This is a genomic window from Burkholderia anthina, assembly GCF_001547525.1.
In the GTDB taxonomy this organism is placed as follows: Bacteria; Pseudomonadota; Gammaproteobacteria; order Burkholderiales; family Burkholderiaceae; genus Burkholderia; species Burkholderia semiarida.
Genome location: NZ_CM003768.1, coordinates 461,498 through 475,758 on the forward strand (window position 1 = coordinate 461,498; position 14,261 = coordinate 475,758).

The 14,261-nt window shown below is 65.5% G+C and carries 16 protein-coding genes, 1 tRNA gene, 2 pseudogenes and 1 riboswitch; of the genes and pseudogenes, 5 read left to right on the forward strand and 14 right to left on the reverse strand.

The window, feature by feature from the left end; all coding sequences use genetic code 11:
• Positions 1-33: 33 nt before the first annotated feature.
• The 5 genes and pseudogenes from WS64_RS02150 to WS64_RS02165 all read right to left on the reverse strand — a co-directional run bounded on the left by WS64_RS02150 (position 34) and on the right by WS64_RS02165 (position 3,783).
• Entirely contained in the window at positions 34-846 is an 813-nt protein-coding gene (locus tag WS64_RS02150) for a mechanosensitive ion channel family protein (protein WP_059574269.1), read from the reverse strand.
• A gap of 200 nt (positions 847-1,046) precedes the next feature.
• A pseudogene (locus tag WS64_RS35135) lies at positions 1,047-1,201 on the reverse strand (mannose-1-phosphate guanylyltransferase/mannose-6-phosphate isomerase); the annotation flags it as partial.
• 85 nt (positions 1,202-1,286) lie between these two features.
• Entirely contained in the window at positions 1,287-1,817 is a 531-nt protein-coding gene (gene cysC, locus WS64_RS02155) for an adenylyl-sulfate kinase (RefSeq protein ID WP_060011431.1), read from the reverse strand.
• 601 nt (positions 1,818-2,418) lie between these two features.
• Positions 2,419-3,252 carry a class II glutamine amidotransferase gene (locus WS64_RS02160; RefSeq protein ID WP_060965615.1) on the reverse strand — a complete coding sequence of 278 codons (834 nt, stop codon included), beginning with the start codon at positions 3,250-3,252 and terminating at the stop codon, positions 2,419-2,421.
• A 201-nt stretch (positions 3,253-3,453) separates the two neighbouring features.
• Positions 3,454-3,783: a carboxymuconolactone decarboxylase family protein gene (locus WS64_RS02165; RefSeq protein WP_059574266.1), complete on the reverse strand. Its 330-nt coding sequence runs from the start codon at positions 3,781-3,783 to the stop codon at positions 3,454-3,456.
• Between the two features lie 130 nt (positions 3,784-3,913).
• Here WS64_RS02165 and WS64_RS32155 point away from each other — a divergent pair.
• The 3 genes and pseudogenes from WS64_RS32155 to WS64_RS35630 all read left to right on the forward strand — a co-directional run.
• Positions 3,914-4,202 (forward strand): annotated as a pseudogene (locus tag WS64_RS32155) (cupin domain-containing protein); the annotation flags it as partial.
• 124 nt (positions 4,203-4,326) lie between these two features.
• Entirely contained in the window at positions 4,327-4,770 is a 444-nt protein-coding gene (gene yiaA, locus WS64_RS02170; RefSeq protein ID WP_060966875.1) for an inner membrane protein YiaA, read from the forward strand.
• Positions 4,771-4,807: 37 nt separating this feature from the next.
• Entirely contained in the window at positions 4,808-5,185 is a 378-nt protein-coding gene (locus WS64_RS35630) for a glycosyltransferase family 2 protein (protein WP_244166580.1), read from the forward strand.
• Positions 5,186-5,425: 240 nt separating this feature from the next.
• Here the strand turns inward: WS64_RS35630 and WS64_RS02175 are convergent.
• The 9 genes from WS64_RS02175 to WS64_RS02215 all read right to left on the reverse strand — a co-directional run bounded on the left by WS64_RS02175 (position 5,426) and on the right by WS64_RS02215 (position 12,002).
• A tRNA-Lys gene (locus tag WS64_RS02175) sits at positions 5,426-5,502 on the reverse strand.
• 108 nt (positions 5,503-5,610) lie between these two features.
• Positions 5,611-6,360 (reverse strand): tol-pal system protein YbgF, encoded by a 750-nt coding sequence (gene ybgF / locus WS64_RS02180; RefSeq protein WP_006484965.1) that lies wholly within the window; start codon positions 6,358-6,360, stop codon positions 5,611-5,613.
• Between the two features lie 19 nt (positions 6,361-6,379).
• The gene (gene pal, locus WS64_RS02185) at positions 6,380-6,892 is read right to left on the reverse strand and encodes a peptidoglycan-associated lipoprotein Pal (RefSeq protein WP_006484980.1); all 513 of its coding nucleotides are present in this window, start codon (positions 6,890-6,892) and stop codon (positions 6,380-6,382) included.
• Positions 6,893-6,909: 17 nt separating this feature from the next.
• The gene (gene tolB, locus WS64_RS02190; protein ID WP_059574261.1) at positions 6,910-8,205 is read right to left on the reverse strand and encodes a Tol-Pal system beta propeller repeat protein TolB; all 1,296 of its coding nucleotides are present in this window, start codon (positions 8,203-8,205) and stop codon (positions 6,910-6,912) included.
• A 109-nt stretch (positions 8,206-8,314) separates the two neighbouring features.
• Complete coding sequence (gene tolA, locus WS64_RS02195; protein WP_059574260.1) at positions 8,315-9,370, reverse strand: cell envelope integrity protein TolA; 1,056 nt, start codon at positions 9,368-9,370, stop codon at positions 8,315-8,317.
• Entirely contained in the window at positions 9,367-9,816 is a 450-nt protein-coding gene (tolR, locus tag WS64_RS02200; protein WP_006484943.1) for a protein TolR, read from the reverse strand. The genes tolA and tolR overlap by 4 nt, the downstream gene beginning before the upstream one ends.
• Before the next feature lie 10 nt (positions 9,817-9,826).
• Positions 9,827-10,504 (reverse strand): protein TolQ, encoded by a 678-nt coding sequence (tolQ, locus tag WS64_RS02205; protein ID WP_059574259.1) that lies wholly within the window; start codon positions 10,502-10,504, stop codon positions 9,827-9,829.
• A gap of 144 nt (positions 10,505-10,648) precedes the next feature.
• Positions 10,649-11,134, reverse strand: a complete 486-nt coding sequence (gene ybgC / locus WS64_RS02210) for a tol-pal system-associated acyl-CoA thioesterase (RefSeq protein WP_059642101.1) — start codon at positions 11,132-11,134, stop codon at positions 10,649-10,651.
• Positions 11,135-11,255: 121 nt separating this feature from the next.
• Entirely contained in the window at positions 11,256-12,002 is a 747-nt protein-coding gene (locus WS64_RS02215; RefSeq protein WP_059574257.1) for an SDR family NAD(P)-dependent oxidoreductase, read from the reverse strand.
• 180 nt (positions 12,003-12,182) lie between these two features.
• A riboswitch (ZMP/ZTP riboswitch) is annotated at positions 12,183-12,283 on the forward strand.
• A 137-nt stretch (positions 12,284-12,420) separates the two neighbouring features.
• Between WS64_RS02215 and glyA the strand changes: the two genes are divergently transcribed.
• A complete protein-coding gene (glyA, locus tag WS64_RS02220) occupies positions 12,421-13,668 on the forward strand; it encodes a serine hydroxymethyltransferase (RefSeq protein WP_059574256.1) in 1,248 nt (415 codons plus the stop codon).
• Positions 13,669-13,674: 6 nt separating this feature from the next.
• Complete coding sequence (gene nrdR, locus WS64_RS02225; RefSeq protein WP_050011738.1) at positions 13,675-14,154, forward strand: transcriptional regulator NrdR; 480 nt, start codon at positions 13,675-13,677, stop codon at positions 14,152-14,154.
• Positions 14,155-14,261: the final 107 nt, after the last annotated feature.

The following is a 14,261-nucleotide window of genomic DNA, read 5'->3' on the forward strand; positions in this document are numbered from 1 at the left end:
CGCGCGGTTCGCCGTGCGGCTCGGCTGCTGCCGTCACGCGTTGCGTTGCGAGACCGGCGTTTCGGGCGTCGGATAGCCGGCTTCGCGGAACGTCTCCAGGATCACGCGGTTGGTGTCGCAGTACACCTGCCAGTAGTTCTCCGGTTGAGTCGACGGGCGCACGAACAGCAGCGGGCCTTCCGGCGTGAACTGCAGCACGCCGACGTCCGGTGCCGGCACTTTCAGCACGTTCGGCACCAGCTGGATCTGCGTCTTCAGGCGGTTGATCGCATCGGCCGCATCGACGCTGTTCGCGATCTTCGCGGTCAGGTCGACGCGGCGGTGCGGCGTCGCGCTGTAGTTCGCGATGTTGTCCGAGAAGATCTTGTTGTTGCCGACGATCGTCACGATGTTGTCGGCGGTGATGATCGTCGTGCCGAACAGGCCGAGCTCCTTCACCGTGCCCGTGACGCCGCCCGCGCTGATCACGTCGCCGATCTTGAACGGGCGCAGCACCTGCATGAACACGCCGGCGGCGAAATGCGCGAGCAGGCCGCCCCAGGCCGTGCCGATCGCGAGGCCGAGGCCGGCGAGCAGCGCAGCGAACGAGGTCGTCTGCACGCCGAAGATCTGCAGGATCGCGAGGATCAGCAGGATCGTCAGCAACACGCCGACGACGGAGGTCAGGTAGTCGGTGAGTGTCGGGTCGACCTTGCCGCTGCGGCGTACGACCTTGCCGAGCAGGCGCGTGCCGATGCGGATCGCCCAGCGGCCGACGAACCATAAGACGATCGCGGCGAGGAGGTTGAGGCCGAAGTCGAGGCCGCGGGTCATCAGGAATTGCTGGGCAGTGGCGAGATCGATCATGCGTTCTCCGAAGTCAAGGGTAAAAGGGCGGCGCATGCACCGGAACGGGTGCGCTTTTATAACCTGACCGGCGAGCGGCGGGCAACCGGGCTGACATTGCTTGACGTAGTGAAAAACGGGCGGGACGTGGATGCGTGCGGCCCGTTTGAGGACGGCCTGTCGTGGCGCGCGGCGCGCGGCGGGCGTCGAGTGGCTTGCCGTGCTGCGCGGCCGTAAGTGCCGTCGAGGCGGGCGGTGTCGCCCTCGCCGAGATACTGCCCGACTGCACTTCGATCGGTTCGAGCGGAATCTTGCCGGGGTTCGCCGGACGATGCGTCGTGCCGAGCGGGATGTCGGTCGGCTGGTTTTCAGTCAGATCGCGCCGCGGTGGCCGACGATGGCGCGGTGCTCGCGGCGAGGGCGATGCACGACGGGCAGCGGACGACGTTCGACGATGGGCATCAGCCGTTCAACGGCAATTTGCGCATGATCGCGTGCACGCATTCCAGCGGACCTGCCTCGCCCGTGCGCACATGCACGTCGGGCGATACCGGCTGCTCGTAGATCGATTCGATGCCGGTGAACTGCCGAAGGGTCCCTTGCCTTGCCCGCGCGTAGAGCCCTTTGGGGTCGCGCGCTTCCGCCACGTCCAGCGCGACGTCGACGAAGACTTCGAAGAACATGCCCTGCGGAAAACGTGCGCGCGCTTTGGCGCGTGCCTCGCGAAACGGCGAGATCTGGGCAACGATGACGACGAGCCCGGCATCCACCATCAGGCGCGCGACCTCGGCTGTCCGACGAATGTTCTCGTGGCGGTCTGCGTCGCTGAATCCGAGGTCCTGATTCAATCCTTCGCGAAGCCGATCGCCGTCCAGCAGAAAAGTCCGCAGACCGCGCGCATCGAGTTGCTGCTTCAGCAGGTTCGAGAGCGTCGATTTGCCGGCGCCGGAGATACCGGTGAGCCATACCACGAAGGCATGGTCCTGCTTCATGCTGGAAAGCACGGATGGATCGCGCGTGAGCGTGACAGGGGGAGAACTGGGGAGATCTTGAGCCATCTCGGATTCGATGTGCCGGTAACGGCCTCGTACTTTAATTGTGAAGCGGATTCATCCGTCGGCGAATTGTAGCGGTGCTTTTCAAAATTGGTAACTTGAATATTTTAATCAGGAATAAACGTTCGCCTTCAGTCGCCGTGACGGCGTGCGAGCATCGCCCGCACGGTAATGATTGCCGATGCGCCGTAATAATTCGAAATGAATGCGTGTCGCTGACAGGGTTCTCGACCGTGTGTCGATTATTGCCGTGGTTCCCGGTCGGGATGAATCGCAAGGGTATCGATTTTTTTATTCAGCGAAAACTGTGCTAGTGCGCAGCATCCGCTTTCGCCATGCGACTCCGTCGCTCATTATCGAATTGGGGAATTATCCGAGGCGTTTGCCCGATCGTATTCGTCGAGCGACGATTCGTATCGCTTTCGATTGATCTGGCAGTACCGGGCGTCGGCCCGGCGCAACCGGATCGGCGAAACGGCCGTATCGCACCGAAGTACTCGCCACCTGGACGCGCTCGATTCGTCAGGACTGCGGCATGTCACTTGTGCCGCGGCCCGAACGGCCGCTGCTGCACGTCGGCGCCGTGCGCGACGATCGCCATCCCCTCCGGCACTTCCTCCCACGCGCCGCGCAGGTCGACGAGCGGTTCCGACACGACCATGAACGCGTCGTCGCCGGCTTCGGCGATGCGCGGGTTATGTGGATACAGCTCGTGCAGATGCTTGAATGACGTGCTGTGGAACAGCGAGCGCGATTGCCGTTCGCTCGAATAGCGCACCGCGACGATCCGTTCGCCGTCGGTCGCGCAGATCGTCATGTTCAGCGGGTCGGTGACGCGATGCCGCGCGGCGGTTTCCTCGACCACGCCGACCATCCGTTCGAGCGCCGGCAGCGGCGCCTGCTCGAGACCGTACGTGAGCGCGAGGCGGAACATCAGCTCGGAGTCGGTCGAGCCTTCGAGCGTCGGGAACAGCGCGGGATCGACCTTCATCGTCAGGTCGCGACGCAACTTGTGGAAGTCGCGGATCAGCCCGTTGTGCGCGAACAGCCAGCGGCCGTGGCGGAACGGATGGCAGTTGGTTTCCTGCACGGGCGTATCGGTCGCCGCGCGAATGTGCGCGATGAACATCCGCGAGCGGATCGCACGCGCGGCTTCGCGCAGGTTGCGATCGTTCCATGCGGGATGCACGGAGCGATAGCGGAACGGGAGTTCGTCGGGATGCCCGTACCAGCCGATGCCGAAGCCGTCGCCGTTGGTGGTCGTGGCGCCCAGCTCCGAATGCAGGCTCTGGTCGATCAGCGAATGCTTCGCGCGGAACAACACGGTTTCCAGATGGATCGGATTACCCGTATAGGCGAGCCAGCGGCACATGGAGCGCTCCTTCACGATGTATCGTTCGCGCATGGTAGCCGACTGAGCGGCGTTGCCGCATCGAGGCGCGTCACCGGCAATCGTCATACATGGCCGCCGCATAGGCGCGATGGACCACCGTGCGGCCACACTGCGGGCGTGACGCAACGCAGCCGTTCGACGCTGCGGTGCGGCACGACGGCAGTGCCGCACCGCGTCGGCTCAGTCGCCGAGCGCGTCCATCACACGCGCCGAATAGACGAGCGCCGCGCCGGCATTCAACGCAATCGCGACGCCGAGCGCTTCCGCCACTTCCTCCCGGGTCGCGCCATGCTTGGCCGCTTCGGCCGTGTGCACGGCGATGCAGCCGTCGCAGCGCGTCGTGACGGCCACCGCGAGCGCGATCAGCTCGCGCGTTTTCGCGTCGAGATGGCCGGTTTTGGCCCCGGCGCCGGACAGCGCCTGGTAGCCGGCCAGCGTGTCGGGCGACAGCTTGGCGATGTCGCCGATACGCGTCGAGAGCTCCTTCCGGTATTCGTTCCAGTTCAGCATGATGCGTCCTTTTTCGAGAAGAGTGACGAGCGCGGCGGCTGCCGCGATCTCGGGCGAAGCAAGGCTATTCTGATCGCTCTCGATAAGGGTTTCGATAGGCGGGAGTGTCAATTTTTAGCGCAATCGTCTCATGGATGCATTGAGTCAACTGCTGTCGCTGGGTCGCAGCCATGTCGAGCTCGACGTGCGCTGCCTGCTCGACGGCCTGGTTCGCGATGCCGCACGGCCCGCTGCCGCCCGGCGAGGCGGCGTTCCACCTGGCGCCGGCTGGAACCTGCCGGCTGCGTGTCGCCGACGCACGCACGTTGCAACGCTCTGACGGCGATTTCGTGCTGTTTCCCGGCGCGGACGACGTGTTCATGCTCGCGTGCCGATGCGCGGCTCGGCCCGCCGGGCCAGGCCGTGCTGCAGGCGCCGGCGCAACCGTGGACGGTCGAACCGCTCGGCGCCGCGGCCGCGATGTCGCGCGCCGAAGCTGCTACCATGCGCAAAACGCAGTTCAACGACAACGATTTCGAACAACAAGAAAGAGAGGGCAAAGCAATGAACCAGACCACCATCCAGCAACCGTCGTTCGCGTTCGTGGCCGCGTCGTGGGCCGCGCTGCTCGCCGGTTTCGCGGCATTCCTGATCGGGCTCTGGAACGCCGGCATGCAGCTCAACGAGAAGGGCTACTACTTCACCGTGCTGGTGTTCGGCCTCTATGCGGCGATCTCGCTGCAGAAGAGCGTGCGCGACCGCGCGGAAGGCATTCCCGTCACCGGCATCTACTACGGCCTCAGCTGGATCGCGCTGCTGCTGTCGATCGCGCTGCTGATCGTCGGCCTCTTCAACGCGACGCTGCAATTGAGCGAGAAGGGCTTTTACGCGATGTCGTTCGTGCTCGCGCTGTTCGGCTCGGTGGCCGTGCAGAAGAACACGCGCGACTTGCAGGACGCGAAGCCGCGCTATACCGACGCGGATTCCGCGCCGTCGATTCAGGAATAACGGCGCGCGCGGCGGGCGCCGGATCGACTTCGTCGAGATCGGCGCGAACACCGGCTACGACGAAGCGAGGAACGACGGCTTCGATCGCGTCGACGCGTCGCGTTGCGACATCGTCGGATTCTGCGATGCCGATTGCCGGCCGGCCCGCGACTGGCTCGAGCACCTGCTCGCGCCGTTCGCGCGCGACGCGATCACCTGTCGCGGTGGCGGGGCGGACCGGCCATGCACCCAACGTGTACGCGATCGACCGCGGCAACCATACCGTGTTGTGGATCGACGCCCGGGGCGATGCGGCGGTGGTTGCTGGACGGCTCGATTCACGCGGCAATCGGCCGGGCGCGTTGCGGGATGCGCTGAATCGTCCGGCGGGGATGGTCGTCGCGCCGAACGGCGATCTGCTGGTCGAAGTCGGTGACGACGGAATCGTGCGATGGCGCGCGTCGGGCGCGCCGTGGCGCAGGTGCCGGTTGCGGCGGCGACGTCCGAAGGGGCCGTGGAGGCAAACTTGCGGCAGCCGTGAGGGGCAGCGCGATCGAGGTTTGCGGGGGGCTTCATCGGCGCTGGCGGGTCTCAGCGAAGGGCGTCCAACGCGGCAAAGGCGACAGACGCAAAAAAGCCTCCGCGAGGGAGGCTTTTTTGCACTATCGAAGATAGTTGGTAGGGTGGGAGGGACTCGAACCCTCGACTCTCTGATTAAAAGTCAGATACTCTAACCAACTGAGTTACCACCCCACGTTCTTGAAACCTGCTGGTTCGTTGCCTCGACAACTTGGGCAGCGACCTAAAGAGCAAAAGATTATAGCGACGGGTTGATGGACTGTCAACAACGCGCCACGATAATTATTTGATCGTTTCGAGCTTGCCCTGCGCCGTCTGCGCCGCGTTCGACCCGGCGTACTGCGACACGACCTGCTCGAACGTCTTCTTCGCGGCCGCCTTCTGGCCTTGTTCGAGCTGGTTCGTGCCGATCGCCACGAGAGCGTCGGCCGCGCGCGGATGTTGCGGGAACTTGCTGACGATCCCTTGCCACGTCGCGGTCGAACCACGGTAGTCGCGCAGCGCGTATTGCGCGTTGCCGTACCAGTACTGCGCGGTCGGCTGATAGGGGCTCTGCGGATACTTCGCGATGAACGCGCGGAACGAAGCCGCCGCCGCCTTGAAGTTGCCGTTGCGGAACTGCTGCTGCGCCGCGCTGAGCGCATCCGTTTCACCCGGCTGCACGGTGCCTTCGACACCATCGATCGTCGCCTGCTGCGGCTCGAACTTCTTGAGCCGCGTGTCGAGATCCTGGTAGTACTCCTTCTGCTGCCGCTCGAGCGTCGTCAGCCGGTTCGTCAGATCCTCGTTCTCGCCGCGCAGCGTCGCGACCTGCTGGTTCAGCTGGTCGATACGGCCGGATTGATCGAGGATCGTACGCTGGGCGGCCGACAACTGGCTCGACAGGTTGTCGCTCTTGCTGCGCAGATCGAGCACGGCGCGGCGCGCCTCGTTGTCGTCGAACATGCCGGCGTGCGCCGGCGCGGCCGACCACGCCGCGCCCGCGACGCAGAATGCTGCGGCAACGCGCAGCCAGGTTGAACGGTGCGTCATACGGCGATTCTTCCGTTACTTACTGTTGGTAGACGAGGTCGGCGCGACGGTTCTGCGCCCACGATGCTTCGTCGTGACCCGTTGCCTGCGGCTTTTCCTTGCCGAGGCTCACGGCTTCCATCTGCGAGTCGTTCACGCCGAGCAGCGCCATCGCACGGCGGACGGCTTCCGCACGCTTCTGGCCCAGCGCGAGGTTGTACTCGCTCGTGCCTCGTTCGTCGGTGTTGCCCTGGATCAGCACGTGACGCTGCGGGTGGCTCTTCAGGTACTGCGCGTGCTGCTGCATCAGCGGCTGGTACTCGTCCTTCACCGAATAGCTGTCGAAGTCGAAGTAGATGCTGCGCTTCGCGAGCGGGCTGTTCGGATCGTTCAGCGGGTCGACGTTCACTTGCGCGACGTTGTCGGCGCTCGGCTGCGTGCTGACTGCGCCCGCGTTGTTTGCCTTGTCGTCGAGCTTCACACCCGACTTGCACGCGGCGAGCGCGCTGATCATCATCACGGCCAGGGCCAGACGAGCTTTATTCGACATCATGGTTACTCTCCTTGTGGTCATTGCATGAAGGGCCCCCACGACGGCTCGCGAACGGAGCCGCCCTGGACGGACAGGATCTGCGGCGGCGCGCTGCCGTCGGAAGGCACGGCGGCCAGAACGTTGCGGCCACCCGACTGGGTAGCGTACAGAAGGTACTGGCCGTTTGCCGCGAAGCTCGGCGATTCGTCGCGATTGGTATTCGTGATGGCGTTCGCCGCGCCAGTCTGCAGATCCTGAACGTACAGCTTGAAGCCCCCACCCGTGCGGGAGATGTAAGCGAGCAGCTTGCCGTCCGGGCTCACGCGCGGGCTCGTGTTGTAGCTGCCGGTGAAGGTCACGCGCTGCGCGGCACCGGCGCTTTCACCCTGTGCGGGCATCCGGTAGATCTGCGGCGCACCGCCCCGATCGCTCGTGAAGTAAATCCAGCGGCCGTCCGGCGAGTAGAACGGCTCGGTATCGATCGAACTGCTCTGCGTGAGACGGCGCAGGCCGCCCCCGTTCGCGTTGACCGTATAGATTTGCGTATTGCCCGTCAGCGACAGCGCGACGGCGAGCGTGTTGCTGTCCGGCGACCACGCCGGCGCGCTGTTGTTGCCCTTCTGGTCGGACACCATGTAGCGGCGGCCGGTCGGCAGGTCGTGGATGTAGACGATCGGCTTCTTGCGCTCGAACGATACGTACGCGACCTTCGTGCCGCTCGGCGACCAGGCCGGCGAGATGATCGGTTCGGTGCTCGACAGCGCAATGCGCGCGTTCTGGCCGTCCGAATCCGAAATCTGCAGCTGGTAGCGATTGCCCGTCTTGATCACGTACGACAGGCGCGTGGCGAACACGCCGCGCACGCCGAGCAGCTTCTGGTAGATGTAGTCGGCGATCTTGTGGCCGGCCGTGCGCAGCGTGGTGTCGGTGGCCGTCAGCGACAGGCCGCCAAGGCTTTGCTGCTTCACGGTGTCGTACAGGATGAAGTTGACCTTGTACTGGCCGTTCGCGTCGCGGTTCACGCTGCCGGCGACGAACGCGTTCGCGCCCTTGGCCTTCCATGCGCCGAGATCGACCGAGGCGGTCTCGGGCACGGGCGTGCTGCCTGCGTCGATGTTGGTGAACTTGCCGCTGCGGGCGAGGTCGGCGCGTACGATCGACGTGACCTGCTGCGGCAGGTTCGCCTCGTTCGTGAAATTCGCGGTGGCGATGGGGAACTGGGTCGACCCGACACCGGTGATCAGCACGTTGACCTGGGCGTTAGCGGCGCTGCCCGCCGTAATCAGACACGAGGCCACGAGTGCCCTGAAACCTAGCTTTGTCATCAAACTCATGCTTCTTGCTTCCCGTATGGCTTGGATCGCTGCGCAACCGCAGAGACAGTAAAAATACCCGATTCGTTCCCATCCGACAGCGACGCCCGGAGTGTAAGCGCATTTCGCTTCACTCCGCCGCCTTGAAGGTAATCGTAATGTCGGACGGGGTACGGCCGTTGGAATCGGGCGGCAACGGGACCGACGCGTGGATCGCATTCACCACGGCTTGATCCCACCCCGAATTCCCGCTCGAGCGGGAGACCGATGCGCTCAATACGTCACCGGACGGCGTGCACCGAATCTTGACGACGGTGGTCAGGCCTGCCCGCTCGCCGCCCCAAACGATGTTCGGCTTGACGCGGCGGCGCACCTTGTCGGCATAGCCGGGCGTCGCGGCATTGCCGCCGGAGCCCGTGCCGGTGCCGCTTTTCGCCAGGCCGTCGCCGCCGCCTTCGCCGGCGCCGGACAGGCCTTGCAGTTGCGCGAGTCGCGCGCTGCGCTCGCGGTCGAGCTTCGCGTTCGCCGCCGCATTGGCCTTCGCGCGCGCCGCGGCTTCGGCCTTCGCCTTGGCCTGGGCTTCCGCCTTGGCCTTCGCGGCCGCGTCAGCCTTCGCCTTCGCTGCCTGCTGCGCTTCGAGTTGCGCCTGCTTTTGCTGCTGGAGCTTCTGTTGTTCGAGTTTCTGCTGCTCGGCGAGCTGCTGTTGCCTGAGCTTCTCGGCCTGCTTCTGTTTGTCGCGTTCCGCGGCCTTCTGGGCGGCGAGGGCGGCCGCCTGCTGCGCGGCGAGCTGCGCACGCCGGGCTTCCTCTTCCTGCTGGGCCTTCAGTTGCTGGGCGCGGCGCTGCTGCTCGAGTTGCGCTTCGCGCGCGGCCGCTTCCTGCTGGCGCTTCTTCTGCTGCAGCGCGATGTCGGCCTGCTCGTCGCGCACCGGGGCAGGGGGCGGCGCGACCTTCGCGGGCGGCGCGGGCGTGACCACCGGCCGCGGCGCGGGGACGTCGGGCACTTCGGTCCACAGCTCGGCCTCGGCGCCGGCCGGCGTGCTGTTCTGCCACTGCACGCCGTGATAGAGGAACAGCGCGAGCAGCACGTGCATCAGCGCGGCGAGCGCGAACGCGCGCCACGTCCCGCGCTCGCGGGGAGGCTGGAGCGGGTACGCGGATCTGCGCGTGGATTGCTGCCGGTTCATTGCGATTTGACGAGGAGGCCGACGCGCTTGACGCCGCGCGCCTTCAGATCGGACATCACGGTCATGACGGCATCGTACTGCACGGTCTTGTCGGCTGCGATCACGACCGGCTGGTCGGGGTGATCGGCCTGCCGGGCCGAGATGAAGCTGTCGAGCTCGGCCTTCGTCATCGTGTCTTCCTGGGTCGCGCCCGAGTCGCCCTTGTACTTGACGCTCATCGTGCGGTCGGCCTTGATGTTGACGACGACGGGCGGCGTCTGCTCTTGCGGCGCGGCATTGCCGACGGTGGGCAGGTTGATGATCGACGGGGCGACGAGCGGTGCGGTGACCATGAAGATCACGAGCAGCACCAGCATCACGTCGATGTACGGCACGACGTTGATGTCGGCCATTGCGCGGCGCGAGCGGCCGCCGCGCATGCTGGATCGGATGGGGCTTCCTGCCATGGCGCGCTCCTTACTGGGCCTGACGCTGCAGGATGTTCGAGAACTCTTCGATGAAGGTCTCGAAGCGGATCGCGAGGCGATCGATGTCGTGCGCGTAGCGGTTGTACGCGACCACCGCGGGAATCGCGGCGAACAGGCCGATCGCGGTGGCGACGAGCGCCTCGGCGATGCCCGGCGCGACGTTCGCGAGCGTGGCCTGCTGCACGTTAGCGAGGCCGCGGAACGAGTTCATGATCCCCCAGACCGTGCCGAACAGACCGATGTACGGGCTGACCGAGCCGACCGACGCGAGGAACGCGAGGTTCGCCTCGAGCACGTCCATTTCACGCTGGAACGACGCGCGCATCGCGCGGCGCGCACCGTCGAGCACGAGGCCCGGGTCGCTCAGGCGCTTTTCCTTTCCCTTCAGGAATTCGCGCATCCCCGATTCGAAGATCCGCTCGAGTGCGCCGATCGTATGGCGGTTGTTGGCTGCGCTCTGATACAGCGCCTGCAGGTCGCCGCCCGACCAGAAGTCCTTTTCGAAGCGTTCGGTCTGCGCGCGCGCGCGGCGGATGGCAAACCATTTGCGGAAGATGAAGGTCCACGACATCAGCGACAGCAGCAGCAGCAGCCCCATCACGGCCTGGGCCAGCACGCTCGCGTTGAGGACGAGGGAAATGATCGACAGGTCTTGAACAGTATTCATAGAGGTTTGAGTAACGTCCCTTCGGGGGTGCCCGGCAAGGGCGTCCGGCGTGCGTGCGGCGCGGCGCGCCGGCCATGCCTGACGCCGAACCTTGCTTAGTATCGAATCAGAACGGCAAGTTCATAGGCTGTGTCTAAACGGCGCTCATGCGAGCTTCGTTGACAAACCAGTCTGCCCGGCGTCGATGACGGGCCCGCGTTGCAGCGCGTCGAGCACGGCCGGCGGGATGGCCGCGGGCCGGATGCCGTGACGGTCGACGCAGCCGAGGCGGATGTGCCCGACCACGAGCAGCGTGTCGCCACACCAGGCTTCCTGCGTGAATTCCACCGACGCGCGGCCGATGCGTCCGGGCCGGCTCGCGATCGTCAACGTGTCGTCGAGTCGCGCCGGCGCGCGGTAGTCGAGCGACGTGTTGCGCACGATGAAGATCGCACCGGTATCGTCGGCGAGCCGACGCTGGTCGACGCCGCAGGCGCGAAGCCACTCGGTTCGGGCGCGTTCGAAGAACTTCAGGTAGTTGGCATAGAAGACGATGCCGCCTGCGTCGGTATCCTCGTAGTACACGCGCACCGGCCAGGTAAAGCCGGACGGCGCTTCCGGGGAGCGGGTGGGCTGAGTCATGGCGCGCATTCTACCGGAAGGCAAAGACCGGATTCGTAACCGATTCGTAACGGAATGTAGTGCGTCGTGGCACACCGTCATGGCACACCGCGGGCCGGCCGGAGGCGGGCCCGCGGCTGCGGGCGACGTGTCAGCCGCGATGGACCGTGAGGCCGGCCGGGGCTTGCGCGACCGGCATCATTTCGATCGTGTTGATGTTGACGTGCGCGGGGCGCGTCGCAATCCAGTAGATCGTGTCGGCGATGTCCTCGGCGGTGAGCGGCTGGACGTTCTGGTAGACGTTCGCCGCCTTTGCATCGTCGCCGCGGAAGCGGACGTTCGAGAACTCCGTGCCGCCGCACAGGCCCGGTTCGATGTCGGTGACGCGCAACGGCGTGCCGATCAGGTCGGTGCGCAGGTTCAGGCTGAATTGTCTGACGAAGGCCTTGGTCGCGCCGTACACGTTCCCGCCCGGATACGGATAGGTGCCGGCCACCGAGCCCAGGTTGAAGATATGGCCGCGACCGCGCGCGATCATGCCGGGCAGCAATGCGTGCGTGACGGTCACGAGGCCCGAGCAATTCGTGTCGATCATGGTCTGCCACTCGTCGAGGCTCGCCTTCTGGGCCGGCTCGACACCGAGTGCGAGGCCGGCATTGTTGACGAGTACGTCGAGCGCCGCGAATTCGGCGGGGAGGGCGGCCGGCACGGCCTCGACGGCCGCGCGGTCGCGCACGTCGAGCTCGAGCGGCAGCAGGGCGTCGCCGAGTTCGGCGGCGAGCGCGTCGAGACGGTCCTTGCGGCGTGCGGTCGCGACGACGCGATGGCCGCCCTTGACGAAGGCACGGGAGATGGCGGCGCCGAAGCCGGCGGACGCGCCTGTGACGAACACGATCATTGCTGCTCCTGGTCGGTAACGGAATAGCGGGTGGAATCCCGCAAGCCTACTGAGAATGCCGCACCGCGGCAAGGCGGCAAAGCGTGTCGGCACGGGCGCGTAGAGTCCGGCCCCAATTGATTCGGGCGCCCTGCCGCGCGGTTGCCTATTCATGACGCATCCAATACACTAATGCGCTCATCACCCCTGCGTGACTGGCGATAGAACCCTTCGGGTTCAAGGTGGAGCATCCCACCGTGAAGCGCGGGGCGCCGTTTTTGCCGTTCGCCTGGGCAGCCGTTGTGCGCCGTCGCGTGCATCGCCGGTGGCTGTCCTGCCTCGCGTCATACGGATTCTTCCGCCACGTCGAGCTGGTCTCGCCAGCAGCGCACCGTACTCGGCCACTCCGGTCAACCTGTACACACTTAACGGAAACCGTATGTTTGACAGAGCCCAAAGCACCATCGCGAACGTCGATCCCGAAATCTTCGCAGCGATCGAGCAGGAAAACCGCCGCCAGGAAGATCACATCGAGCTGATCGCGTCGGAAAACTACACGAGCCCGGCCGTGATGGCCGCGCAGGGCTCGCAGCTCACGAACAAGTACGCGGAAGGGTACCCGGGCAAGCGCTACTACGGCGGTTGCGAGTACGTCGACGTGGTCGAGCAGCTGGCGATCGACCGCGTGAAGCAGCTGTTCGGCGCGGAAGCCGCGAACGTCCAGCCTAACTCGGGTTCGCAGGCGAACCAGGGCGTGTTCTTCGCGATGCTCAAGCCGGGCGACACGATCATGGGCATGAGCCTCGCGCATGGCGGCCACCTGACGCACGGCTCGCCGGTGAACATGTCGGGCAAGTGGTTCAACGTGGTGAGCTACGGCCTGAACGAAAACGAAGACATCGACTACGACGCGGCCGAGAAGCTGGCGAACGAACACAAGCCGAAGCTGATCGTCGCGGGTGCGTCGGCGTTCGCGCTGAAGATCGATTTCGAGCGTCTGGCGAAGATCGCGAAGTCGGTCGGCGCGTACCTGATGGTCGACATGGCCCACTACGCGGGCCTGATCGCGGCGGGCGTGTACCCGAACCCGGTGCCGCACGCGGATTTCGTGACGACGACGACGCACAAGAGCCTGCGCGGCCCGCGCGGCGGCGTGATCCTGATGAAGGCCGAGTACGAGAAGCCGATCAACTCGGCGATCTTCCCGGGTATCCAGGGCGGCCCGCTGATGCACGTGATCGCGGCGAAGGCCGTGGCGTTCAAGGAAGCGCTGTCGCCGGAGTTCAAGGCATATCAGCAGAAAGTGGTCGAGAACGCGCGCGTGCTGGCCGAAACGCTGGTCAAGCGCGGGCTGCGGATCGTGTCGGGCCGCACGGAAAGCCACGTGATGCTGGTGGACCTGCGTGCGAAGAACATCACCGGCAAGGCAGCGGAAGCGGCACTCGGCGCGGCGCACATCACGGTGAACAAGAACGCGATCCCGAACGACCCGGAAAAGCCGTTCGTGACGAGCGGCATCCGTCTCGGCTCGCCGGCGATGACGACGCGCGGCTTCGGGCCGGCGGAAGCCGAGCAAGTTGGCAACCTGATCGCCGACGTGCTGGAGAACCCGGAAGATGCGGCGACGATCGAGCGCGTGCGCGCGCAGGTCGCCGAGCTGACCAAGCGTTTCCCGGTCTATCGCTGATCGTCGATGCGCTGCCCGTTCTGCCGGCATGACGACACGCAGGTCGTCGACTCGCGCGTGTCCGAAGATGGCGCCGCGATTCGGCGGCGCCGCCGCTGCTCGGCTTGCGACAAGCGCTTCACGACGTACGAGCGGGTCGAGTTGTCGCTGCCGTTCGTCGTGAAGAAGGACGGCAGCCGCACGGAATTCGACCGTCGCAAGATCGTCGCCAGCATGCAACTCGCGCTGCGCAAGCGGCCGGTTGCCGCCGACGCGATCGATGCGGCGGTCGCCCGCATCGAATATCAACTGCTCGCGACTGGCGAGCGTGAAGTGCGTAGCGAGAAGCTGGGCGAGCTCGTGATGAACGAGTTGCGCGGCCTCGATACGATTGCCTATGTGCGCTTCGCATCGGTGTATCGCCAGTTCGAGGATGTCTCCGAATTTGCCGACGTGATCGAAGAGTTCCGTCGCGCCTCTCCCGCCAAGACCCCGCGTAAGCGCTGACGCGCTGCGTTCGTTCATCGTCTGCTCCGTTGGTTCGATTCGCGCCGATTGTGTCGGTCGCGATCGCATGTCGCCAGTCGGCCGTTCGGCCAATGGCGTGCGTCCGC